Source organism: Barnesiella intestinihominis YIT 11860, from assembly GCF_000296465.1.
Lineage (GTDB): Bacteria > Bacteroidota > Bacteroidia > Bacteroidales > Barnesiellaceae > Barnesiella > Barnesiella intestinihominis.
Genome location: NZ_JH815203.1, coordinates 395,635 through 420,306 on the forward strand (window position 1 = coordinate 395,635; position 24,672 = coordinate 420,306).

Annotated in this window: 14 protein-coding genes and 2 tRNA genes; 9 read left to right on the plus strand and 7 right to left on the minus strand. The window is 44.5% G+C overall.

Going from position 1 to position 24,672, the window contains the following annotated elements; translation table 11 throughout:
- Positions 1-66: 66 nt before the first annotated feature.
- From HMPREF9448_RS01790 to HMPREF9448_RS01820, 7 genes are all read left to right on the plus strand, one after another.
- Entirely contained in the window at positions 67-3,414 is a 3,348-nt protein-coding gene (locus tag HMPREF9448_RS01790; protein WP_008860867.1) for a beta-N-acetylglucosaminidase domain-containing protein, read from the plus strand.
- Between the two features lie 46 nt (positions 3,415-3,460).
- Entirely contained in the window at positions 3,461-5,731 is a 2,271-nt protein-coding gene (locus tag HMPREF9448_RS01795; protein WP_008860868.1) for a GH92 family glycosyl hydrolase, read from the plus strand.
- Positions 5,732-5,769: 38 nt separating this feature from the next.
- Positions 5,770-8,118: a beta-N-acetylhexosaminidase gene (locus tag HMPREF9448_RS01800; protein WP_008860869.1), complete on the plus strand. Its 2,349-nt coding sequence runs from the start codon at positions 5,770-5,772 to the stop codon at positions 8,116-8,118.
- Positions 8,119-8,136: 18 nt separating this feature from the next.
- On the plus strand, positions 8,137-10,203 hold the full coding sequence (locus HMPREF9448_RS01805; protein WP_008860870.1) for a glycoside hydrolase family 20 protein: 2,067 nt from the start codon (positions 8,137-8,139) through the stop codon (positions 10,201-10,203).
- Between the two features lie 44 nt (positions 10,204-10,247).
- Complete coding sequence (locus HMPREF9448_RS01810; RefSeq protein WP_008860871.1) at positions 10,248-11,576, plus strand: MFS transporter; 1,329 nt, start codon at positions 10,248-10,250, stop codon at positions 11,574-11,576.
- A 69-nt stretch (positions 11,577-11,645) separates the two neighbouring features.
- Complete coding sequence (locus HMPREF9448_RS01815) at positions 11,646-12,617, plus strand: glycoside hydrolase family 130 protein (RefSeq protein WP_008860872.1); 972 nt, start codon at positions 11,646-11,648, stop codon at positions 12,615-12,617.
- A 42-nt stretch (positions 12,618-12,659) separates the two neighbouring features.
- Positions 12,660-14,879, plus strand: a complete 2,220-nt coding sequence (locus HMPREF9448_RS01820) for a GH92 family glycosyl hydrolase (RefSeq protein WP_229042411.1) — start codon at positions 12,660-12,662, stop codon at positions 14,877-14,879.
- A 90-nt stretch (positions 14,880-14,969) separates the two neighbouring features.
- Here the strand turns inward: HMPREF9448_RS01820 and guaA are convergent, their stop codons facing one another.
- From guaA to fabD, 4 genes are all read right to left on the minus strand, one after another.
- Positions 14,970-16,493: a glutamine-hydrolyzing GMP synthase gene (gene guaA / locus HMPREF9448_RS01825; protein WP_008860874.1), complete on the minus strand. Its 1,524-nt coding sequence runs from the start codon at positions 16,491-16,493 to the stop codon at positions 14,970-14,972.
- Positions 16,494-16,505: 12 nt separating this feature from the next.
- Positions 16,506-18,746 (minus strand): cation:proton antiporter, encoded by a 2,241-nt coding sequence (locus HMPREF9448_RS01830; RefSeq protein ID WP_008860875.1) that lies wholly within the window; start codon positions 18,744-18,746, stop codon positions 16,506-16,508.
- Positions 18,747-18,748: 2 nt separating this feature from the next.
- The gene (locus HMPREF9448_RS01835; protein WP_008860876.1) at positions 18,749-19,465 is read right to left on the minus strand and encodes an MgtC/SapB family protein; all 717 of its coding nucleotides are present in this window, start codon (positions 19,463-19,465) and stop codon (positions 18,749-18,751) included.
- Between the two features lie 272 nt (positions 19,466-19,737).
- A complete protein-coding gene (fabD, locus tag HMPREF9448_RS01840) occupies positions 19,738-20,619 on the minus strand; it encodes an ACP S-malonyltransferase (RefSeq protein ID WP_008860877.1) in 882 nt (293 codons plus the stop codon).
- Positions 20,620-20,765: 146 nt separating this feature from the next.
- Here fabD and tatA point away from each other — a divergent pair, with 146 nt between their 5' ends.
- Together tatA and tatC are read left to right on the plus strand one after the other, a co-directional pair.
- Positions 20,766-20,996: a twin-arginine translocase TatA/TatE family subunit gene (gene tatA, locus HMPREF9448_RS01845; RefSeq protein WP_008860878.1), complete on the plus strand. Its 231-nt coding sequence runs from the start codon at positions 20,766-20,768 to the stop codon at positions 20,994-20,996.
- A gap of 103 nt (positions 20,997-21,099) precedes the next feature.
- Positions 21,100-21,945, plus strand: a complete 846-nt coding sequence (gene tatC, locus HMPREF9448_RS01850; RefSeq protein ID WP_008860879.1) for a twin-arginine translocase subunit TatC — start codon at positions 21,100-21,102, stop codon at positions 21,943-21,945.
- Positions 21,946-22,046: 101 nt separating this feature from the next.
- Here the strand turns inward: tatC and HMPREF9448_RS01855 are convergent.
- The 3 genes from HMPREF9448_RS01855 to HMPREF9448_RS01865 form a co-directional block, all read right to left on the minus strand.
- Positions 22,047-22,120 (minus strand) — tRNA-Arg (locus HMPREF9448_RS01855).
- Positions 22,121-22,176: 56 nt separating this feature from the next.
- Positions 22,177-22,250: transfer RNA gene (locus tag HMPREF9448_RS01860), tRNA-Arg, on the minus strand.
- 118 nt (positions 22,251-22,368) lie between these two features.
- Complete coding sequence (locus tag HMPREF9448_RS01865; RefSeq protein ID WP_008860880.1) at positions 22,369-24,657, minus strand: patatin-like phospholipase family protein; 2,289 nt, start codon at positions 24,655-24,657, stop codon at positions 22,369-22,371.
- Between the last annotated feature and the right edge of the window lie 15 nt (positions 24,658-24,672).

The window sequence follows — 24,672 nt, forward strand, 5'->3', positions numbered from 1 at the left end:
GAAACACAAAAGTCTGTATCTTTTTTATATCAAAAACAAAAGCTTTTTGCTTAAACACATTTAGCGATGAGAAACATATTCACCCTGCTTGCTTTGTTAGTATTCGGTACGATACTATGTAAAAACCATGCTCAAACCTACACGATATACCCTACCCCTCAAAAAATCAGCGAGGCCGGAGAAACGGTAGAACTCACACAACAAATAAATGTCATTTGCGAAAGTGGAATCGGCGAAGTGACCCGCAACCGCATGAAAGAAGTACTCGAAGAAGCAGGATATACCATCGCATTCTCCACAAACCCGTCGCAGACGAATACAAACCTCTACATAGGAATCAACGGCTCGGACGGTGCAGCAGACCGCTATGCCGTAGAAAACAATTTGCCCCTTGCCGTTTTTGACACGGGAGATAATAAATTCGACCCCTATCTCCTGCAAATAAACGACCGACACCCTCACGGCGACATCGTCGTTCTGGGTAATGATAAAGGCTCCGAATTTTATGCCTTTGCCACGCTCGAACAAATTTTGGAGCAAACTGACGGCAACTCGATCCGTCAAATTACTTTCGAAGATTATTCACACACTCAATATCGGGGAATCGTGGAAGGATTCTACGGACACCCCTACTCGGTGGAAAACCGTATCAGTCTTTTTGAATTTTGTAAACGATTCAAAATGAACGTATTCGTGTATGGACCGAAATCGGATCCCTACCACCTCGGTAATTGGAGGGACGATTATCCTACCTCGCTCACCGAACAACAACGGTTTTTCGGTATGATTACCCAAGATGATTTGAAAACAATGGTGCAAGCAGCAAAAGCATGCAACGTCGATTTCATCTGGGCAGCACACCCCGGATTACAACAAGGAATCAGTTTTTCGAACGAATCGGCTATGGCTCCCGGTATCGACGCCCTCATGAAAAAATTCGATCACCTTTATAATCTCGGTGTACGGGGATTTGGTGTTTTCATCGACGACATGACCTACACTCCCAGTGGGGACATGCAAGCTCATTTAGCCAACGAAGTACAAGTAAAAATACGCGAACGATACACTACCGACAACACCGACGACCAAGTAGCACCTCTTTTTTTCGTCCCCACGGCTTACGCTCTCAACTACGGAGCTTCCTACACTCTAAACAACCTGAAAAAAGTCGATAGCGAAGTAGTCATCGCCTTTACCGGATACGACTGCTTCTCCAATATCCGCCCCTCGGCCATCGACGATATGGCCGGACGCGTGGGAAGAAATCCGGTCATGTGGTGGAACAATCCGGTAAACGACGATCATGACGACCGTATCTACATGCGGGAGTTAACGACTCATTGGACAATTGAAAAACCCGGAGCAATCAATACGCTCAACGGGCTTATCCTAAATCCCATGTGCCAAGCACAAGCCTCGAAAATCGCTTTGTTCGGAGCGGCCGATTACAGCTGGAATCCCAACGCTTTCGACGTTCGTAAAAACTGGGAAGAAGTATTTCACCGAATAGCCGAACCCGGCGATACGCAGACTGCCGAAGCGATCAAATGCTTCGCCCGCTTCTCGAACACGTTGGTCGAGGACGAAGAAATGATAACGCTCTATGACAATTTCATGGAGAAATTCGGCGGCGAAAGTTTCCCGCCGGAATCCGACAAGTTGCGAAACGAACTGGAAAATCTCAAACAGGCTTGCACGTACATCGAAACCTTAAAAGACAGTCCGCACAGAGATTACCGATTGATGTATGAGGACATTCGCTGTTGGAACGCCAAGTTGAAAAACATAAGTACGATAGCGCTCGACGCATTGGATATGCTCGAATATGGAAACTCCATGTCCCGTTCCGAAGGTTGGGGAAAATACCTGCGATTGAAAAAACTATACACCGGTATGAGCTCCGACTCTACCTATCTCGTAAGCGCTCTCGAAGGATATGGAACTTCGACCACCGAAAAATTCTATGAAGTGAAGCCGGGAGATAGCCATTTGCGCCCGTTTACAGACTTTTTGGTAGAAAAAATAGGAAACAGTATCCCCGGATTATGGCCGACAAAAGACAGTTTGCAAATAATTACCAACATCGAGAATTTGCAAGGTGTAGAATTGACGGCTCAGAACGAAACGGTCCGATTAACCGGATTGAACGGACTCGATCTCGATAAAGACGAATACTTAGGTATTTATTTCGGAAACATCGAAAAAATAAATGTGGAAGAAATCACGGCCGACAAAACGCTTCGAGTAGAGATTTCGGAAAATGGGAAACAGTGGACTCCGATACAATTACCCATCAGAGAACAAAAAACCGCATATATCCGAATTAAGAATATTTCGGAAGAAGAAGTCGCCGTAGATTTTAACCAACTATCGGTTTCCCGTATCCTCACCTCCGTAGAAGTCAAAGCCGAGGCATCCACCAATATGTCACAATATCAATCTTACTCCATAAACAACGTCGTCGATGGAAATTCCTCGACATTCTTTTGGAGCAGCGAAGCACAAGCCGCAGGCGATTATATTCTTCTCACCTACCCTTCGGCTCAGCCCATTTACGAGATAAGCATCACATTTACAGAGACCGACCAGCTCTCAGGAACCGCAGCGATAGAAGTCTCCGCCGATAACGACCAATGGCAAACGGTAACCGAATTTACAAACGGCTATCTCGACTCTACCCGTTCGTTTACTTGCAATGCCAACGGACTCATGGCACGATATGTTCGCTTTATCATTCGTAATACCGTAGGTAGCTATTGGTTACAAGTAGCCGAATTTAAAGCGGATATGTCTGAAAAATACACCCAAACGACCGACCAAAGCGGAGTGCAAATAGCCACCCTCGCCGACAAAGACCTTTCGACCAACTACCAAGCTGGCGAAGCAGGATATATCGAGCACCGTTTTATCGAAAATATAACGATAGAGTCGATTGAAATTTTCCACAATACCATCTTCGATTCCACTCGCAAACTCCCGTCAATATATGTCAACAATGGCTCCGAATGGATCGAAAAAGGGTCTTTGGAACCGTTGTGCACAGTCATAGACACCCACGAAATAGATACGGTAACAGCCGTGAAAATAGAGTGGAACAAAGAGAATATTCCCAATCTTTACGAAATACTTCCCGTTGGGACTCCTTATGTAGAAAAACCGGGGAAACCCACCGCCATAAATAACATGAAAAAAGACGGTCTAACCATATATACAAACAATAATCGGCTGATCGTACAATCGGACGATATGATACAAAATATAATTTTATTCGACTTAAACGGAAAAACAATAAACCATTTTAACGTGAATAAATGTATCTTTGAAACAACATTCGGCTCGAATATTCCACAAATATTAATCGTGCAAGTTATGCATACAAACGAGAATTTATCGACCTGTAAAATAATACGATAAAAGCAAAAAGATAGAACAAAAAGATCATCACATATAAACAAAGGACATGAAACGAACAACGCTATGGATAGGTTTGGGATTACTGCTTTTTTCAAGCTGTTCTAACCTCACAGAAACGCAGTTACAATACATCGACTATGTAAACCCGTTCGTGGGTACGGGAGGTCACGGACACACATTCCCCGGCCCCGTGGCCCCCCACGGAATGATACAGCCCAGTCCCGATACCCGTATATACGGGTGGGATGCCTGCTCGGGATATCACTATTCCGACAGCACGATAAACGGATTCTCTCATACCCATCTGAGCGGTACGGGCTGTGGAGACTACGGAGACGTTCTGTTAATGCCCACCGTAGGAAAACAAAACTATCGTTACTTGGGAGACGGTTGCCAACAAACCGCCTATGCCTCACCGTTCTCGCACTACAAAGAAGTGGCAAAACCGGGATACTATTCGGTAGAACTCGATCGTTACAACGTGACAGCCGAACTAACGGCGACACCTCGGGCGGCCCTGCACCGTTATCGTTTCCCCGAAAGTAAAGAGGCAGGATTTATCGTCGATTTGGATTACAGTCTACAAGGACAAGAAAACATCGATATGAAGCTCGCCTCGCTCAGCGATACCGAAATAGTCGGGTGGAAAAAGACCAAAGGCTGGGCGGAAAATCAATGTATAGGCTTTTACATGAAATTTTCCAAACCATTCACTTGCCATATCGTCGACACGGTCATCGATATCGTGCGCGATGGAAAATCCTGTAAATTGGAACAGAAAAAAGCACTGCTCCAATTCCCGACGGCACAAAACGAAGAAGTGCTTGTAAAAGTAGGTATATCGGCCGTAGATATAAAAGGAGCACAGCGGAATGTCGAAACCGAAATTCCATCTTGGGACTTCGACAGTATAATGACCGCTACACAAAATAAGTGGAACGACTACTTGGAAACCATTCAAGTCGAAGGCAATAACGAAACCCAAAAACAGATATTCTACACAGCACTATACCACACGGCTATACACCCCAGCCTTTTTTCCGATGCGGACGGACGCTATCGTGGGCTCGACCAAATGATACATCAAACCAAATCCGGCAAAGAAATATACACGGTTTATTCCCTATGGGATACTTTTCGTGCATTGCATCCGCTATTGACCATCATCAAACCCGATTTAAATGAAAAATTGGTGATGTCTCTTATGCAAAAATACCACGAAGGGGGTATTCTGCCCATGTGGGAATTAGCAGGGAATTACACGGCTACGATGATTGGTTATCATGCTATCCCCGTAATCGTCGACGCATATATGAAGGGATTCGACAAAATCGATGGAAAAGAATTGCTCGAAGCCTGTATCCGCAGCTCGGTATATGATACGACCGGTATTATCGCATCGAGCAGAATGGTCAACGGGTTGGTTCCCATTTCTAAATACTACAAAAATAAAATAGGTTATGTTCCCTACGAAAAAGAAAACGAGTCGGTAGCCAAAGGTTTGGAATACGCCTATAACGATTGGTGCATCGCTCGATTGGCAGAAGAAATTGGCGATACGGCCACTTACGAAAAATACAAGGCACTCTCTAAATCATACATCAATTACTACGACTCGCAAACCGGATTCATGCGTGGCAAAGACTTGAAAGGGAATTGGCACGTTCCATTTAATCCCCGTTACTCCGACCACCGCAATGACGATTATTGCGAAGGGACAGCTTGGCAATGGGCTTGGTTCGTTCCTCACGATATAGAAGGACTTATCACCTTGATGGGAGGTCAGGAAAAATTCATTGGTCGACTCGATTCTCTCTTTATCGCCGAATCAAAGATAGAAGGCCCTCTCGTATCTTCGGATATATCGGGGCTCATCGGACAATACGCGCACGGAAACGAGCCTAGCCATCACATCGTTCACCTTTACAACTACGTGAATCAATCGTGGAAAACCCAACAGTTGATCGATACGATTCTCCATACCCAATACTTCAACAACCCCAACGGATTGTCGGGCAACGAAGATTGCGGTCAAATGTCGGCTTGGTATGTGCTCAATGCGATGGGATTCTATCAAGTATGTCCCGGATCGCCCATATATTCTGTCGGTCGTCCTATCTTCGATAAGGTAACCATAAATCTACCCAACGGGAAAGTATTCGAAATTATCGCCAACAACAATTCCCGAACCAATAAATATATACAGAGCATTCGCCTTGATAATATCTTGCTCGAATCTCCTTTCTTCATGCATAGCGACATTATGAAAGGCGGAAAAATTGTAATGGAAATGGGAAACACCCCGGTCAAACAATAAACGAAATCAGATATTAACATCACATAATCCAAACAGTTATGAAAAATATGAATCGTTATCTCTCACTTGTGGCCTTGATAATCTCCTTAATCTCCTGCCAAAGTGAAGACAACCCAAACCGTTATGAATTAATACCCTATCCCAATGACATGGAACAGATGTCGGGACGCTTTTCTTTCGATGACGACACACAGATTTTTATTTCACCGGAATGTGGAGACGAAGTAAATGAAATCTTGGCTCAGTTTGCAGAGCAATTCGGTAAAACAGCCGGCAAGGACTTAAAAATAGCCGAAAAAGAAGGTAAAAATATGATGGTCGTAAAAATCGACACGACTATGAGCCAAGAAGCTTATCGGCTAAACATAAGCAAAAAGAAAATCGAAATAACCGCAGCTACGCCCAACGGTGTACGCTATGCGCTACAAACCATTAAACAACTCCTTCCGGTAGCTATCTATGGAGAAACCCTCTCCGCAGATGAAAATTGGTCGGTTCCTTGTACCACGATAAACGATGCTCCCCGTTTCGGATATCGGGGAATGCACCTCGACGTTGCCCGTCATTTCTTCACATTGGACGAAGTAAAACGGATTCTCAACGTAATGGCTGTTCACAAACTAAATACATTGCATTGGCATCTCACCGACGATCAAGGCTGGCGCGTAGAAATAAAAAAATATCCACGATTGACCGAAGTGGGCAGTATCCGCAACAAAACCATGATTCGTAAAGAATGGGATAACTACGACACGACCCCCTATGGTGGATTCTATACACAGGACGAATTACGCGATATGGTAAAATACGCCGCCGATTTGGGTATTACCATTATTCCCGAAATAGACCTTCCTGGACACATGATGGCGGCATTGGCCTCTTATCCCGAATTAGGTTGCACGGGTGGCCCGTACGAAGTTTCCGGACAGTGGGGTATCCGTGACGATGTGCTCTGCGTAGGAAAAGAAAAAACATTCGAATTCATTGAAAACGTTTTGCTCGAAATCATAGATATATTTCCCTCGAAATACATACATATCGGAGGTGACGAATGTCCCAAAATTCGATGGGAAAAATGTCCTGCTTGCCAAGCCCGTATCCAAAAATTAGGACTCAAAGACGACGAACATGGTAAAGCCGAACACTATCTGCAAAGTTATACGACCGAACGGATAGAGAAATTCCTCAATGAACACGGACGCGAAATTATCGGATGGGACGAAATGCTCGAAGGCGGACTCACCACCAATGCAACTGTTATGTCATGGCGAGGTGTTGCCGGAGGTGTCGAAGCGGCGAAACAAGGGCATTATGCCATCATGACACCGACTGCACCTCTTTATCTTGACTATTATCAATCACGAGATACACAAAACGAGCCTTTGGCTATCGGCGGTTATAATCCGGTCGATATGGTCTACAATTTCAATCCCATACCCGAAAGTCTTACAGAAGAACAAGCCAAATTCATATTAGGTACACAAGCTAACATCTGGACAGAATATATCACTACTCCCGAACACCTCGAATACATGATACTTCCCAGATTAGCAGCACTGAGCGAAGTACAATGGGATCAAGTCGAAAACAAAAGTTATGACCGGTTCCTCGATAATATAGGCCATATCCTTGCCATCTACGATGTAATGGGACTCAACTATGCCAAACATATACTCGAAGTTAAAGGCGAATACTCGGTAAATGAAACCAAAGGCTGTATAGAAGCGACACTCCGCACACAAGGCAATGCACCCATCTACTATACCCTCGATGGATCCGAACCAACGACAAACAGCACCCGATATACCGAGCCGATAGAAATCCGTACCGAAAATGATTCTTGCACATTGAAAGCCATCGTCGTACGCGAAGGCATCGAAACCCGCACACTCGTGCGCCCCTTCAAATTCAATAAAGCCACAGGACACATGCCCCAACTGAAAGATGCACCCAGTGAAAAATATACTTTCGGAGGAGCCGGTGTACTCACCGATGGCATACATGGAGATTTCAATTACAGCAACGGTTGTTGGCTCGGATTCATCAATACGCCATTAGATGCAACAATCGATTTAGGAAAAACGCAAACGATAAGTCAGGTCAAAATAGGGTCGCTCGTACAATATTCCGAGTACATTTTCCCGCCCACCCAAATAAAAGTCTATGCGACTAATGGAGACAACCCGATGACCGAAATCGGGAAACTCGAAATTCCGGTAACACAAAAACAAGACCAAGACGGAGTGCGGGAATATACCTGCGAATTTCCTGCCGTCCCCGCCTCGAAAATCCGGGTGGTTATCGATACCACTGATAAAATACCGGCATGGCACGGAGCCAAAGGTGAAAAAGGTTGGCTTTTTGTCGATGAAATTTCTGTTAACTAATGATTATTACCGAAACGTATGAATACACATAATATATTCAAATCCGTTCTCTTCTCTACATTGTTACTTATCGGAAACAGTTGTTCTGATCGAAAAGGAATAGATGTTATACCTATGCCTCGATCGGTAGAGTATCACAGCGGAAATTTTACAATTTCACCCGAGACCAAGTTCTATACAAACCTCTCCGCAGAAAGTCGTCAAGCTCTGACCGACTATCTCGAAGGGACATCGCTCGGTTCCGTTCCCTTTGCCGAATCGGCTACCGGAAATAACGGAATAGAATTGAACCTCTGCGATAGTTCCATCGTGACAGGAAATGAAGCCTATCGGATCGAAATCGATAAAAAAGGTGTTCGCCTGTCGGCAAATACCGAGACTGGGATATTCTACGGACTCCAAACACTTCTGCAACTGTTGAATAACGGCGATAACAAAACTCTTCCCGCTCTGACGATCAACGATTCCCCTCGTTTCCCATACCGGGGATTGCACCTCGATGTTTCGCGCCACTTCTTTGATAAAGAGTTTGTCAAAAAACAATTGAATGCGATGGCCTATTTCAAAATGAATCGGTTGCATTGGCATTTGACCGACGGTGCTGGTTGGAGAATCGAAATAAAGAAATATCCCCGCCTCACCTCTTTCGCAGCGTGGAGGCCATTCGATAAATTAAACGACTGGTGGGTAGGAGGTCGCACTTTCTGTGAGCAAGACGATCCTCGTGCCGTCGGCGGATATTATACACAAGACGACATTCGGGAAGTTGTCGCTTACGCTGCCGAACGTCATATCACCATCATTCCCGAAATCGAAATGCCGGGACACTCCGAAGAAGTATTGGCTACTTACCCAGAGTTATCTTGTTCCGGTAAACCCTATGTCAATGCCGACTTTTGCATAGGAACCGAAAAAACTTTCGAATTCCTCGAAAACGTCTTACTCGAAGTAATCGACCTTTTCCCCTCTGAATACATTCACATCGGAGGTGACGAAGCAAGCAAAAGTAGTTGGAAGACATGCCCCCGTTGTCAGAAGCGCATGGCCGACGAGCACTTAAATTCGGTAGACGAATTGCAAAGTTACATGATACACCGTATTGAAAAGTTCTTAAACGATCACGGTCGTAAAATCATCGGGTGGGACGAAATCATAGAAGGCGGGCTATCTCCTACGGCCACAGTCATGTCATGGCGGGGAGAAGAAGGTGGCATCAAAGCTGTAAAAGCCGGAAACCAAGCCATCATGACACCCGGTAAATACTGCTACCTCGATGCATTTCAAGATGCCCCCAACACTCAACCGATGGCCATTGGCGGGTATCTTACTTTGGAAAAAGTCTACTCTTTCGAACCGGTCCCCGATTCGCTTTCCACGAAAGAAGCCGAGCTTATTCTAGGTGTACAAGGAAATGTATGGACCGAGCACATACCCACACCCGAACACTACGAATACATGATATATCCTCGGATATTGGCACTCGCCGAAATCGGGTGGTCTCCTTCCGAGGTCAAAAAGTGGGACAATTTCCACACCCGAGCCCTTCAAGCGGTAAATATACTTCGAGAACAGGGTTATAATCCTTTCCCTCTCGAAAAAGAAATAGGCGATAAACCCGAATCATACCAAAAGGTAAACCATCTGGCTATCGGGAAAAAAGTAACCTATGCCAATCCTTATAGCAATCATTACGCCGCTCAGGGAGAGAAAACATTGGTCGATGGCGTCCGGGGTGGTTGGATGTACAACGACGACCGTTGGCAAGGCTTTATCGATTGTGATTTCGATGTAACGATTGATCTCGGTAAAGAAACCGACATCAAACAAGTCTGTGCCGAATTCATACAGCTTAAAGGTCCCTATGTATGGTTACCCAAACAAGTTATCATATCGAGCTCTGTCGATGGAGAACATTACGATACCCTCGCGACTGTCGACAATGACATTTCACCCGACATCGAAACGCTTCAATTCAAAGAATTCGGTTGGGAAGGTAATGCAAAAGCTCGCTATATCCGCTACAAGGCATTATCGAACGGCATTACCGGAGGCTGGTTATTCACCGATGAAATCAGAATCAAATAATCGATATCTCATTTATAGAACAGAAAAAGACAAAATCTGGGAAAATGAAGAAGGTTAGTAAAGAAAAATCGATAAATCCTATTGCATGGGTCCCCACGGCATATTTTGCCATGGGGCTTCCTTTTATAGCGGTAAATCTCGTTTCCACGTTCATGTTCAAGGACTTAGGAATATCCGATACCCAAATTGCCTTTTGGACTTCTGTCATCATGTTACCGTGGACATTAAAGTTCCTTTGGAGTCCTTTTTTAGAAATGTATCGTACGAAAAAATTTTTCGTTGTCGTCACTCAGTTACTGAGTGGGTTATTATTCGGTATAGTAGCTCTCTCATTGAACTTCGACTATTTTTTCGCGATCAGTATCTCCACGATGGCAGTCATCGCTTTGAGTGGAGCCACGCATGATATAGCTTGTGACGGCGTCTATATGGCCGAACTATCTCCCGAAGATCAAGCAAAATACATCGGTGTACAAGGAGCTTTCTACAACATTGCGAAATTAGTAGCCAACGGTGGATTGGTAGCAGCAGCGGGAATGCTAGCCGAACATTTCGGCGCATCCGAAGGAGCCTCTATTCAAGCGAATATGCCCGCCTATAAAGAAGCGTGGATGATTATTTTTATCATCATTTCGGCACTGTTGTTGCTATTGGGGCTATACCACTCAAAAGTACTCCCTTCCACACAAGTACCGAACCAAGAAAAGCGTTCAAGCGCCGATGTGGCGAAAGAGCTATGGGAGGTCATTAAAAACTTCTTTACCAAGAAACACATCTTTTACTATATCTGTTTCATCATACTCTACCGCTTTGCAGAAGGATTTATCATGAAAATCGCTCCGCTATTTCTGCGTTCTTCACGCGATATCGGCGGATTGGGACTTTCGCTTACCGAAATCGGCACATTGAATGGAGTGTTCGGTTCAGCTGCGTTTGTTTTAGGCTCATTGTTAGCAGGAGTTTACGTTTCGCGTCGAGGATTGAAGAAAACGCTTTTCACCCTCTGTTGCGTATTCAACTTTCCATTCGTAGCCTACACATTATTAGCCATATTCCAGCCCGAAAATCTCTATCTGATAGGAACCGGTATCGTTATCGAATATTTTGGTTATGGATTCGGATTCGTGGGTCTCACACTCTTCATGATGCAACAGATAGCGCCGGGCAAACACCAAATGTCACACTACGCTTTCGCTTCGGGTATTATGAACCTCGGTGTCATGCTTCCAGGTATGATGAGTGGATTTTTCAGTGATTGGCTAGGCTATGAAAGATTCTTTATCTATGTATTGTTGGCTACAATACCATCGTTACTAATCACCTACTTCATTCCGTTCACCTACGATGATTCGAAGAAAGAAAGTAATCGATGACAAAAAACAGATCTACGTTCAATCGCGATTAAACATTAAACACATATACATTAAAAAAGAAAAAACGATATGACAAAAAAAATGGTTATGCCCTGGGAAGACCGTCCGGCAGGATGTGCGGACGTCATGTGGCGTTATTCGAAAAATCCGGTAATCGACCGCTACCATATCCCCTCTTCCAACAGCATCTTTAACAGTGCCGTAGTACCTTTTGAAGACGGGTTCGCCGGAGTATTCCGTTGCGATAACAAAGCCGTGCAAATGAATATCTTTGCAGGATTCAGCAAAGACGGTATTCATTGGGACATCGAACATGAGCCCATTAAATTCAAAGCAGGAAATACCGATATGATAGAATCTGAATACAAGTATGATCCCCGTGTCACTTGGATCGAAGACCGTTACTGGATCACATGGTGTAACGGCTACTACGGTCCGACCATCGGTGTAGGCTACACATTCGATTTCAAAGAGTTTTTCCAATGTGAAAACGCCCTTCTGCCTTTTAATCGCAATGGAGTACTGTTTCCGCAAAAGATCAATGGGAAATATGCCTTATTGAGCCGACCGAGTGACAGCGGACACACTCCGTTCGGCGATATTTATATCAGTTACAGCCCCGACATGAAATTTTGGGGAGAACATCGGCACGTACTCTCTCCCACACCTTTCCCCGTGAGCGCTTGGCAATGTACCAAAGTAGGTGCTGGCCCTATCCCTATCCTCACCGACGAAGGCTGGCTCATGTTCTACCACGGTGTCATTACCACTTGTAACGGATTCCGTTACTCTATGGGAGCGGCAATTCTCGACCGTGAAGACCCCTCCAAAGTACTTTATCGTACACAACCCTATCTCCTTGCTCCGGCAATGCCCTACGAGATGCAAGGCGACGTACCCAACGTTATATTCCCTTGTGCAGCCCTTCACGACGAAGATCGAGTAGCGGTCTATTACGGCGCGGCCGACACAGTCGTGGGAATGGCATTCGGATATATTTCGGAAATCATCGAATTTACCAAAAAGAACTCAACAATCTGATTTTTTATGAACATTCGCAATCTCATCGTTGCGGGAATCATAATGACAGTCTCGTCCGCCACACTATCGGCAGACGAGCCTGTCGCTTATGTAAACCCCTTCATCGGAACAACGAACTTCGGAACGACGAATCCGGGTGCAATCTGTCCTAACGGCCTTATGTCGGTCACACCATTCAATGTAATGGGTTCCGACAAAAACGTATATGACAAAGATGCACGCTGGTGGTCCACTCCCTACGAATACCACAACACATTTTTTACCGGATTTTCTCATGTAAACCTTAGCGGCGTGGGCTGCCCCGAATTAGGGTCACTCCTATTAATGCCGACAAACGGAAAACTCAATGTCGATTACAAGCAATACGGTAGTGAATACGCTTTAGAAGAAGCTCACCCGGGCTACTATGCCAACCAGCTCACTCGCTACGGTATCGATACAGAAGTGAGTGCTACACCCCGCACCTCCATCGCCCGATTCACCTACCCGGGCGGTGAAAGCCACATATTGCTCAATTTAGGAGAAGGACTCACCAACGAGAGTGGAGCGACCGTCCGTAAAGTAAGCGATACCGAATACGAAGGTAGCAAGCTCCTCGGTGGATTTTGTTACTACAACCGGCAGGGAGTATTCCCTATCTACTTCGTGATACGGGTCGACAAAAAGCCCCTACAATCGGGATACTGGAAAAAACAAAGACCTATGACCGGTGTAGAGGCCGAATGGGATCCCGATAACGGGAAGTACAAAATCTACACCCGGTACACCAAAGAAATGTCGGGCGATGACATAGGAGTATTCTTCTCCTACGATACCAAACCCGGAGAACAGATTCAAGTACAAATGGGCGTATCGTTCGTCAGCATCGAGAATGCCCGCCAAAACCTCGACAGTGAGCAGCAAGGATTCCAATTCGACAAAGTGTGCCTCGATGCCCGGAATCAATGGAACGATATACTCTCCCGAATAGAAGTAGAAGGAGGTTCCGATGAACAAAAAACCATCTTCTATACGGCACTATACCACATGTTTATTCACCCCAACATTCTCCAAGATGTCAATGGGCAATATCCCGCTATGGAGAGCGACAAGATACTCACCACCCGGCACGATCGCTACACCGTCTTCTCGCTATGGGATACATTCCGCAACGTACACCCATTCTTTACCCTCGCTTATCCCCAAAAGCAACTCGACATGGTACAGACCCTCATCGACATGTACAAAGAATGGGGTTGGTTACCTCGCTGGGAACTTTATGGAAACGAAACGCTCACCATGTCGGGAGATCCGGCTATCATTATGTTGGCGGACACATGGTTGCGAGGACTTAAAAACTTCGATGCAGAAACAGCCTATGAGGCGATGGTAAAATCGGCGACTGCTCCCGGTAGCGAAAATATTTTACGCACCGATAACGACGACTACATGAAACTGGGATATGTACCCTTACGCGAGCAATTCGACAACTCCGTATCCCACGCCCTCGAATACTATCTGGCAGATTTCGCACTCTCCCGCTTCGCCGAAAGTTTAGGGCACAAAGAAGATGCCCAAACCTTCGCCAAACGTTCGTTGGGCTACAAACACTACTATTGCAAAGAATTCGGGACACTGCGTCCCATACTGCCAGACGGCTCGTTCTACACGCCGTTCGATCCCCTGCAAGGTCTCAACTTCGAACCAGCTCCCGGATTCCACGAAGGCAACGCATGGAATTACACCTTCTATGTCCCCCACGACATCGACGGGCTAAAACGATTGATGGGAGGAGAAAAGAAATTCGCCGCCAAGTTGCGCAAAGTATTCGATGAAAATTTCTACGATCCGGCAAATGAGCCAGACATCACTTACCCCTACCTTTTTGCCCAAGTCAAAGGTGAAGAATGGAGAACCGACTCGCTAGTCAACTCGCTCTTGAAAAAATACTTCAAGAATCAACCCGATGGCATACCCGGCAATGACGACACAGGAACGATGTCAGCATGGGCCGTATTCAGTATGATGGGACTTTATCCCGATTGTCCGGGAATACCCCGTTATACCCTCGTAGCTCCTGCCTTCGACAAGATTATACTCCATCTCGATCCTCGTTATTATACCCAAGACACCCTGGTCATCGAGTGCGAACGGCCTTCTCCGAAGGCTATCTACACCGACCGTATCACGGTAAACGGAAAAAAACATAAAGGACGATTCATTTTCCACGAAGATTTAGTCAATGCCGGTACAATCAGGTTCACTCTTACCGAGAAAAAATAAATTCAATCTTTCTCCATAATGCAGAAGCGGAGCCAATTTCCTCAAATGGAAATTGGCTCCGCTTGTTTTATAAATTCCGAAATCTATCGACTATTCCCACTCGATAGTCGAAGGCGGTTTAGAACTGATGTCGTAAACAACCCGATTCACGCCACGCACCTTGTTAATAATGTCGTTAGATACCTTGGCAAGGAACTCATAAGGCAAATGAGCCCAATCGGCAGTCATACCGTCGGTCGAAAGAACGGCTCGGAGGGCGACAGCCCGCTCGTATGTCCGTTCGTCGCCCATCACCCCTACCGACTGTACCGGCAACAAAACGACTCCCGCCTGCCACACTTTATTATACAGGTCGTTGTCGATAAGTCCTTGTATGAAAATATGATCTGCCTCCTGCAAGATATGTACCTTCTCGGGTGTGATATCTCCAAGTATACGGACAGCCAATCCGGGACCGGGGAAAGGGTGACGTCCGATGAGTTTCTCGCTGATACCCAGTTCCCGACCGACCCGGCGCACCTCGTCTTTAAACAGCAGACGCAACGGCTCCACCAGTTTCAAATTCATCTTCTCGGGTAATCCTCCCACATTATGGTGCGATTTGATAGTCATACCCGTAATCGAAAGCGATTCGATCACGTCGGGATAAATAGTACCTTGCGCCAACCATTTTATATCGGTCAGCTTACGAGCCTCGCGATCGAAAATATCAATAAAACCTTTACCGATAATTTTCCGTTTCTTTTCCGGCTCGGTCACCCCCTTCAACTGTTCGTAAAAATAATCCTTAGCATCTATGCCCAAGACATTGAGCCCCATATCCTTGTAGTTGGCAAGAACGCTCTCAAACTCGTTTTTCCGCAACAAACCGTTATCGACGAAGATACAGGTAAGGTGATTACCGATCGCCTTGTTAAGCAACACGGCAGCCACAGTAGAATCGACACCTCCCGACAAAGCCAATACCACTTTATCGTCTCCCAATTTCGTACTTAATTCCGCTACCGTATGTTCGATAAACGATGCCGGTGTCCAGTCCATATCACAGTGACAGATATCACGTACGAAATTCGTCAGCAGAAGCGTGCCGTCTTCACTGTGATATACCTCTGGGTGGAACTGTACACCCCATGTCGGTTCGCCCTCGATATGAAAAGCCGCTGTCTTTACTTCATGGGTACTGGCCACAAGGGTGAAGGTAGAGGGAATTACCGTAATAGAATCGCCATGCGACATCCATACGGTGGAATTCTCCCGCACACCGCGCATGAGGGGATCGTTCTCATCATGCCAAGCCAAATTGGCACGACCATATTCCCGGGTATCGGCAGACTCGACCTTTCCCCCCGACGTATGAGCCAAAAACTGCGCCCCGTAACAAACGCCAAGTACCGGATAGACACCACGGATACGACTCAAATCGACAAAAAGGGCATTAGGATCGTTCACCGAATAGGGACTCCCCGAGAGAATCACTCCTTTAATTCCCTCTTCTCCGTAAGGGAATTTATTGTACGGCAAGATTTCGCAATACGTGTTCAGCTCCCGCAACCGACGGGCAATCAACTGCGTGTATTGAGAACCGAAATCGAGAATAATAATTTTTTCCTGCATAATCGTAGGTCTTTATGTATGTTGTATATGATTTTCTATTTTATCCTGAATCAACTGTTTGATATTATCCGGCTCCCCGACAAGCCAAATCACATCGTGCGCCTCAAAACAAGTTTGTCCGTCGGGCTGATGAAATGTTCCGTCTGCACGTTCTATTCCCACAACGAGGCAATTATTCTTATTACGAATGCTCAACGACGAGCTCGTTTGCCCGATCAACGGCGAATTCCCGGGAACAACAACATGCGTAAATGTGACTTCCCTGTTATCGGTTTCCTCTTCGGGCGATTCACTACCTTCCACTACGGTAAGCAAAGATTGAATCTGATCATCTGTTCCAATAACACCGATCGTATCTCCCGGAAAAATTCGGGTTTCCCCCTTCGGGATATTGATTCGCCGAGTTCCCCTCTGAATACTTACGACATTGATTCCATATTCTTTGCGTAAATCGGAATCCATTAGGCGACGCCCGGCAAACGGACAGTCAGCATTTACATCCATATAGGCCAAATGCATATCGCTCACCAAGCTCGTATTCCGTCCTGTCTTTCGCAATTCCCTTTCGTTCAAGTTATCCATAAATATATTTTCGATACGCATGAACTGCTTCTGTATGCGCTTAGACAATAAAATGAGAACAACAATGAATATGCCCAGTCCCAACAACACACCGGTACGTTGAGAGTGGACGATAGAAAGATAATATATAACGAAAAACAAAGCCAGCAATATGCGGAAAACTATCATCAAAGTCAATGGAACCCGGTTTACACTCCCCTCTCCCAATTTCCTTATCAAGGACATGCTTACCTCCTTAACCATCAAAGCCCACAAGAACGGCGACATCACTACAAAAGTTACGATAGCGGCGATCATACGCCCCCACTCAGGCAAAATTTCCACCATCAACGGTATAAACCACATTTTAGAGACCATAATTATCGCTACGATCAGCGACGAATAAAGCAGTACTCTCCACAAATATTGTGCAATAGCCTCTTTCCATACTGCCTTATGAGGCTTTATTTCGGTTCGGCTCTGACTATAACGGTCGATAGCTGCAAGCCACCTCTCCGGCAAACGTCGCTCAATCCAACTATAAGCAGGGTCGGCCAACCGAATACAATAAGGAGTCAAAAAAGTAGTTATCACCGATACTGCCACAACTATCGGATACAGAAATTTGTCGATCACATTCAACGACATTCCCAACGAGGCTATAATAAAAGCGAACTCACCGATTTGAGATAAACTGAACCCCGATTGTATTGATATTTTCAAAGTCTGTCCCGAAGCCAACATACCCACCGTACCGAAGAATATCTGTCCTACAATAACAACAATAGAGAGCAAACAGATAGGCAATGCATATTGACTGAGAGCCGCCGGGCTGACCAACATACCTACCGATACGAAAAATATGGCTCCAAACAGGTCCTTTACCGGTTGAACGACTTTCTCTATCCGTTCGGCTTCGTTCGTACCGGCTAATATAGATCCCATGACAAAAGCGCCCAAAGCAGAAGAAAATCCGGCATAAGTAGCCAAAACGACCATACCCAGACAGAGCCCCATAGAAACGACCAACAAAGTCTCGTCATTTAAAAACTTACGTGTTTTTTTCAGAATCAGAGGTAATATGGAGATTCCCACAACAAACCAAATAATCAGGAAAAAGACCAATTTAGCGATACTCTCTAACAATTCCGCCCCTTCGAACGAGTTCTTCACGGCAATAGAAGAAAGTATCACCATCATCACCACGGCAAACAAATCTTCCACGATCAACACACCAAAAACTAAATTCGTAAAAGCCTTCTTGCGTAAATTCAAATCGGTAAAGGCCTTGATGATAATCGTCGTCGACGACATGGATAACATGGCTCCCAAAAAGATACTGTCGAGATACGTAAAATGTAATAACCGACCGGCTCCGTAGCCTGCCAGCATCATACCCGATACAACGACTAGCGCTGTAAGAACGGCCGATGCCCCTACTTGAAAAAGTTTTTTAAAGCTGAATTCCAATCCCAAAGAAAACAGAAGTACAATGATACCCAGTTCTGCCCATAAATTTATATCTCCCTCATCTACTATGGTAGGGAAAAAAACGAAATTGGGACCCACTAAAAAACCGGCGACAATATAACCCAATACAACGGGCTGTTTCAATTTCTTGAAAAGTAATGTCACTACCCCAGCCACAATCAAAATAAGAGCCAAATCGGTAATGAGGGCATCCAATTCCATAATCAAATCTCGTTTTGAAGTGAAATATATTCCGTTCGGTAAATATTACGCATATGGGAAAAAAGAGAAACAAAATCGGTCGTAGACCGAGACAAAACGATAAATTTCAAATCGGTCTTCTGTTCCGAATAATTATATTCTACCAACACATTGTGTAACGAAACCTTATACTCACCCAATAATTTTTCATACCGGGTCAAATCCTCGACAATCTCGGCCGCTTTCAAATGTATAATTTTTCCTTCCCGGTCTAAATTCGTCCGACGTTCATATTGTTCCAAACTCACCAATGTGAACAATATCAATATGGTCGAAATAACCGCAATAACATAAAGACCTACACCTACCGCCAAACCCAAAGCCGCCACCATCCAAATACCGGCAGCTGTGGTCAGACCTCGTATCGAACCTTTTGTTTGAATGATGGCTCCCGCACCCAAGAAACCGACACCTGTAATCACTTGTGCGGCAACTCGTCCCGGGTCTCCGTTTTTCAATCCCAAATAAACCTGTGGAATATAGATAGAGATAATCATCGCCAACGTTGCACCCATAGAGATGAGCGCAAATGTACGAGCACCGGCTACTTGGCCTTTCCGCTTTCGCTCAAAGCCCACGATACCCCCCAACAACAAACTCAGCATCAACTTGAATATAGCCGAGGTCGTCGTAACCTCTGTATCCGAAATAGTATTCAGAAAATCATTGAAGAGGTTCATATCACAATTCTTTTGATTATGCAAAGATAGTGCAAGGTGAGCGCAGAAGCAAATTTATTTGATTATGCCGAACCACAGCCCGTCTTCGCAACTTTGCAAAGATAGTACAAGGTGAGAGAAAGACAAAGCAAACATGTTCACTTTTCTCGCCAAACTCCCTCACAGCTCAATGTGCAAAACAAATTTATCAGAAAGCGATTTTCCCGATAAACCGGAAACAAAAAAAGAGCGGCAACTTTCGTTACCGATCTTTTACTAATATTGTATACGACTTACTGGATTCCCGAAGTCGCTACTTCCGACGAAATTTTCTTTACCAAACCTTGCAGTACAGCTCCCGGTCCTACCTCGACAAATGTATCGGCTCCGGCGGCGATCATGTTTTGGACAGTTTGTGTCCAACGTACCGGAGCGGTCAATTGAGCGATAAGGTTCTTCTTAATCGTTTCAGGATCGGTTTGAGGTTCTGCATTCACATTCTGATAAACAGGACATTTCGGAGCATGGAAATCGGTATGAGCGATGGCATCTGCCAATTCAGCACGAGCCGGCTCCATTAGCGGAGAATGGAAAGCACCACCCACTTTGAGTTTCAAAGCCCGTTTCGCACCGGCCTCCAACATCTTTGCACAAGCAGCATCTACACCTTCGATAGAACCCGATATAACGATTTGTCCCGGGCAATTATAATTGGCAGGAACCACGATACCTTCGGTTACCGAAGCGCACAATTCCTCTACTTTCGCATCGGGTAAAGCCAACACAGCCGCCATCGTCGACGGTGTTTTTTCACAAGCTTTCTGCATAGCCTGCGCACGAGCCGAGACAAGACGCAAACCGTCCTCGAAAGAAAGTGCTCCGGCGGCTACCAATGCCGAAAATTCACCCAACGAGTGACCGGCTACCATATCGGGATTAAAATCGTCACCCATCGTTTTTGCCAAAATTACCGAGTGCAGGAATATAGCAGGCTGAGTAACTTTGGTCTGACGCAAATCTTCGTCTGTTCCGTTAAACATCAGGTCGGTGATATTGAAGCCCAATATCTCGTTGGCCTTATCGAACATCTCTTTGGCTACGGGGTTATTTTCGTAGAGGTCTTTTCCCATACCTACAAATTGCGCCCCTTGTCCGGGAAATACAAATGCTTTCATTTTCTTCTTTTTTAATTACGGAAAATTTTCCTTATTCAAAAATCGCTGCAAAGTTAATCAATTTTGATATAGATTTGTTGTATTATACAAATATTCTTTCTTATTTTGTTCCCATTGAACGAAATAATACTTAAACGATAAAATAAATGAACACATTTTCTGCAATACTTTTACTCTTCGGTAACCTCGGTACGACAGAGCTTATTGTTATATTGGTAGTGGTTTTACTTCTTTTTGGAGGTAGAAAAATACCGGAATTGATGCACGGTATCGGGAAGGGTGTACGTAGTTTCAAAAAGGGAATGAACGAAATCGAAGAGGAAATAAATGCCCCGGTCTCCAAAAACGAGGAACAGAAAAAGGAAGAAGGGAAATAATTACTCGATCGTTCACTATAATTATAATCATTATCATTTCTGCATTCTCATGTATAAATGATATTTCACGGTTTTACCACACTTGTAGAGCCACGACACATTCATGGATAACGAGCTGAAAGAGATGAGTTTTTGGGATCATGTCGATGACCTGCGCAGAGTCATACTACGCTCGGTCGGTGCAATTATCCTCTTATCGGTCGTGTTTTTCACTCTCATGCCTCGAATATTCGACAGCATTATCCTCGCACCCTGCCATTCTGATTTCATATTATATCGGCTACTTTGTGACCTGAGCCAACACACGTCCATCTTACCGGATTTTTGCAACGACCACTTCGAGGTAAAACTTATCAATATACAATTAGCTTCCCAGTTTTTTATCCACATGAGCACGTCCATGTGGATTGCCTTGTTGTTTGCGTTTCCATATGTCATCTATCAACTGTGGACTTTCGTCAGTCCGGGATTATACGCCGGCGAAAAACGACATGCCAGAGGGGCATTTCTCGCAGGAAATATCATGTTCTTTATCGGTATCGGAGTGGGATATTTTCTTGTATTTCCGTTAACGTTGCGTTTTTTGGCAGAGTACCAAGTGAGCGAAATGATTCCTAACCAAATCTCACTGGACTCATACATGAGCAACTTCCTCACACTTAATTTTATTATGGGACTCGTATTCGAATTACCCCTGCTGTGCTGGTTGTTGTCGAACATGGGGCTTATCACAAGACGTTTTTTCAAAACTTATCGCCGACATGCTATCGTCATACTACTTATATTAGCTGCGTTTATCACACCATCGAGCGACCCATTTACTTTGTCTGTCGTATTCGTTCCCTTATATGCATTATATGAATTGAGCGCATGGGTGGTTAAACCAGCTTCTCAAAAAGACGACGGAAATAGCGAAGAAGATAGTAACGAGATTTTAGACGAACATTAAATCCCCTCTTATTCCAACGAAATCGGAAATAAGAGAGCTAAAAATAAGGACAGAATTCCAAAAAGAAAGGGTCTCATATAGATTATATGGGACCCTTTTTGTGACTCCGACAGGATTCAAACCTGTAACCTTCTGATCCGTAGTCAGATGCTCTATTCAGTTAAGCTACGGAGCCATTTCCAAATCTGTTTTTTCATATAGTTGTTCTCGCTTGAACAACCTTGCATTGAGTGACTCCGACAGGATTCAAACCTGTAACCTTCTGATCCGTAGTCAGATGCTCTATTCAGTTAAGCTACGGAGCCGTTTGCGGTTGCAAAGATAGGAATAATTTTATTCCGACGTATCTTTTTATCTTATTTTTTTACCTCTAATATATGATTTTTTTCTATCGTACCCATTTTCAGATAAATAGATTTTTTCTTATTCCAAGAATTTAGGATTGAATACCAACAGACCGATATTTATACCGAAGTTCCAGTTACGTGCTGGATAATCATAGTAATTGGCATAAAGACTAATCGAAGCGAAAGAGAGATCGAGCACTAAGGAACTCTCGCCCATAAAATGATACTTCGTAAAGGCTTTTCCATAATAGGGAACCATATTTTCACCTTCGTAAATCTGCCGAAATGGAGCAAAAACATAGAACTCATTGCGAAATTGCAAATTATTCAGGATTTTCCAAATGGGTATCACTCCCGCAGCCAAATATTGTGTGGAACGAAAAGCTGGATTGAAGATAGTTTTACTATGCGGAGTAGGAGTAAATGCCGGTGCTTGGATTAGTGTGGAAGTATAATTACTCAACAGTCCTTTACTCGATACCACGGCTTTTCCCCGAACACCCAACACGAATTTATTTCCCAAAGGGAAATAGGTATGAATATTTCCTTCTATCTGTAACCACGAAAGTGTCTGTTTGCTATGTGGTTGCAAATTCGAGTTATATGGTTTGAATCGTTCTTTTCCATACGCCAATAGCCCTAATACGGAACAATCTGTACCAGAGGTGGGGTACATGTAATTATTCAAATTATTTTGATCGAATTTCATCGATGCTACAAGCAAGTTATAACGACTGCGATCCTGTTCATTCTTGGAAAAATCTACCGTATTGGATTGGTAATACTTATCGTTCATCGAACCATATCCAACAGAAACGACAGCTTTCGAACCGGTCAAAAACGGCAACCCCAACCGTAACTTCACATATTGCTCGGATTGTGTGATAAAAGAGGGCATACGGTCGGAATAAAACAACGTTTCATTTTGATAAAACTTTTGTTTAGAAGCCACAGCTTGCAGTTTCAGATACATAGGTATAACGGTCTTCAAATCGAAACGAGCCGATAACATGCCGGAAGTATAAGACTGTCCTATTTGCCCACCTAAATCGAGATCGAGAGAATTGAGGCTTACCGTGCGATAGTGTGCACCTATATATATTTGATTGGAACTAGTCGACGAAATAAATCCTCCCATTCCTATCGCCAGTTGATCGTGCACTTTTGCTTTAATATCGAGATTGAACATGCCACTTTCCTTGTCGTATCGGGCATGAGGTATCAAATCGGATATTTTCCCATCGGATATGGTTTTATAGTAAGCAGCCTTAGCCTGCTCATCGGAAAAAGGTTCATCTGAATCGAATTGCCGACGAATATACTCCCGTTGTTGATGATTCCCTCCCTCTACCGAAACTTTATCAAATACAAGGTCGGGGGTTTTACTTTTGAAAACCATTCGCTGCAATTGGCGGGTGTCCTGAGATAGTTCTCTGGGAATACGACTTTTGATAGAATCCATCATAGCTATCGTACGGTCATATCCTATCTTGGCAATTTGCCGTGCTTTGGGAAAGTCGAGAAGTCCTACATCACTCAAATTGAAACGCATCAAAATCCCATCTTCGGGATCGAGAGTATAATCGCTTTTTTGCATGACCATATTCTCGATTTGATTCATCAAATCGTCTTCTTTGGGTTTATCCAGTTTAGCGGCAACAATACTCCCGATGATGATATCGGGATTAAAATCGGACTTCATCACATCGACAGGGAAATTATTATAAATACCGCCGTCATAGACCAATACGCTGTCGATTTCAATCGGTTTGAATACGAAAGGGAAACTCATGGAAGCTCTCACGGCATCACCCAAATCACCATTCCTCAATATGACTTCTCGCTTGTGATATACATCGGAGGCAACCGCTCGAAACGGAACGAATAAATTATCGAAATTCCCTTCGCACTGTGCCGAATAAGGTGCAAATATACTCATGAACGCATAATTCATAGGGAACGGATTGATGAGGCTATTAGGCAAGAAATGCGGTTCGAATTTAGTCGAGTCTTGTAAAGCGACATTAAATGTAACGATCTCGGGAGTAGGATCGGGTTTCTTAAAATAATAGACGTATCTTTTGTCAAAAATTCCACGAGACCACAAGTTGAAATCTTCGGAAAGAATCAAATCCAGCATTTCGTCGGGGGTATATCCCATAGCATACCATGCCCCCACAATAGCCCCCATCGACGTACCGGCTACATAATCGATGGGCACATTATTTTCTTCGAGAGCTTTGATAATACCTATATGCGCTATTCCCTTAGCTCCGCCTCCGCTCAAAACCAAACCCACGGTCTGGGCCTGCACACAAGCCAATCCGCAGATCACTGTAAAGAGAATCGACAAAATTCGTTTCATAATTCATATTATCAT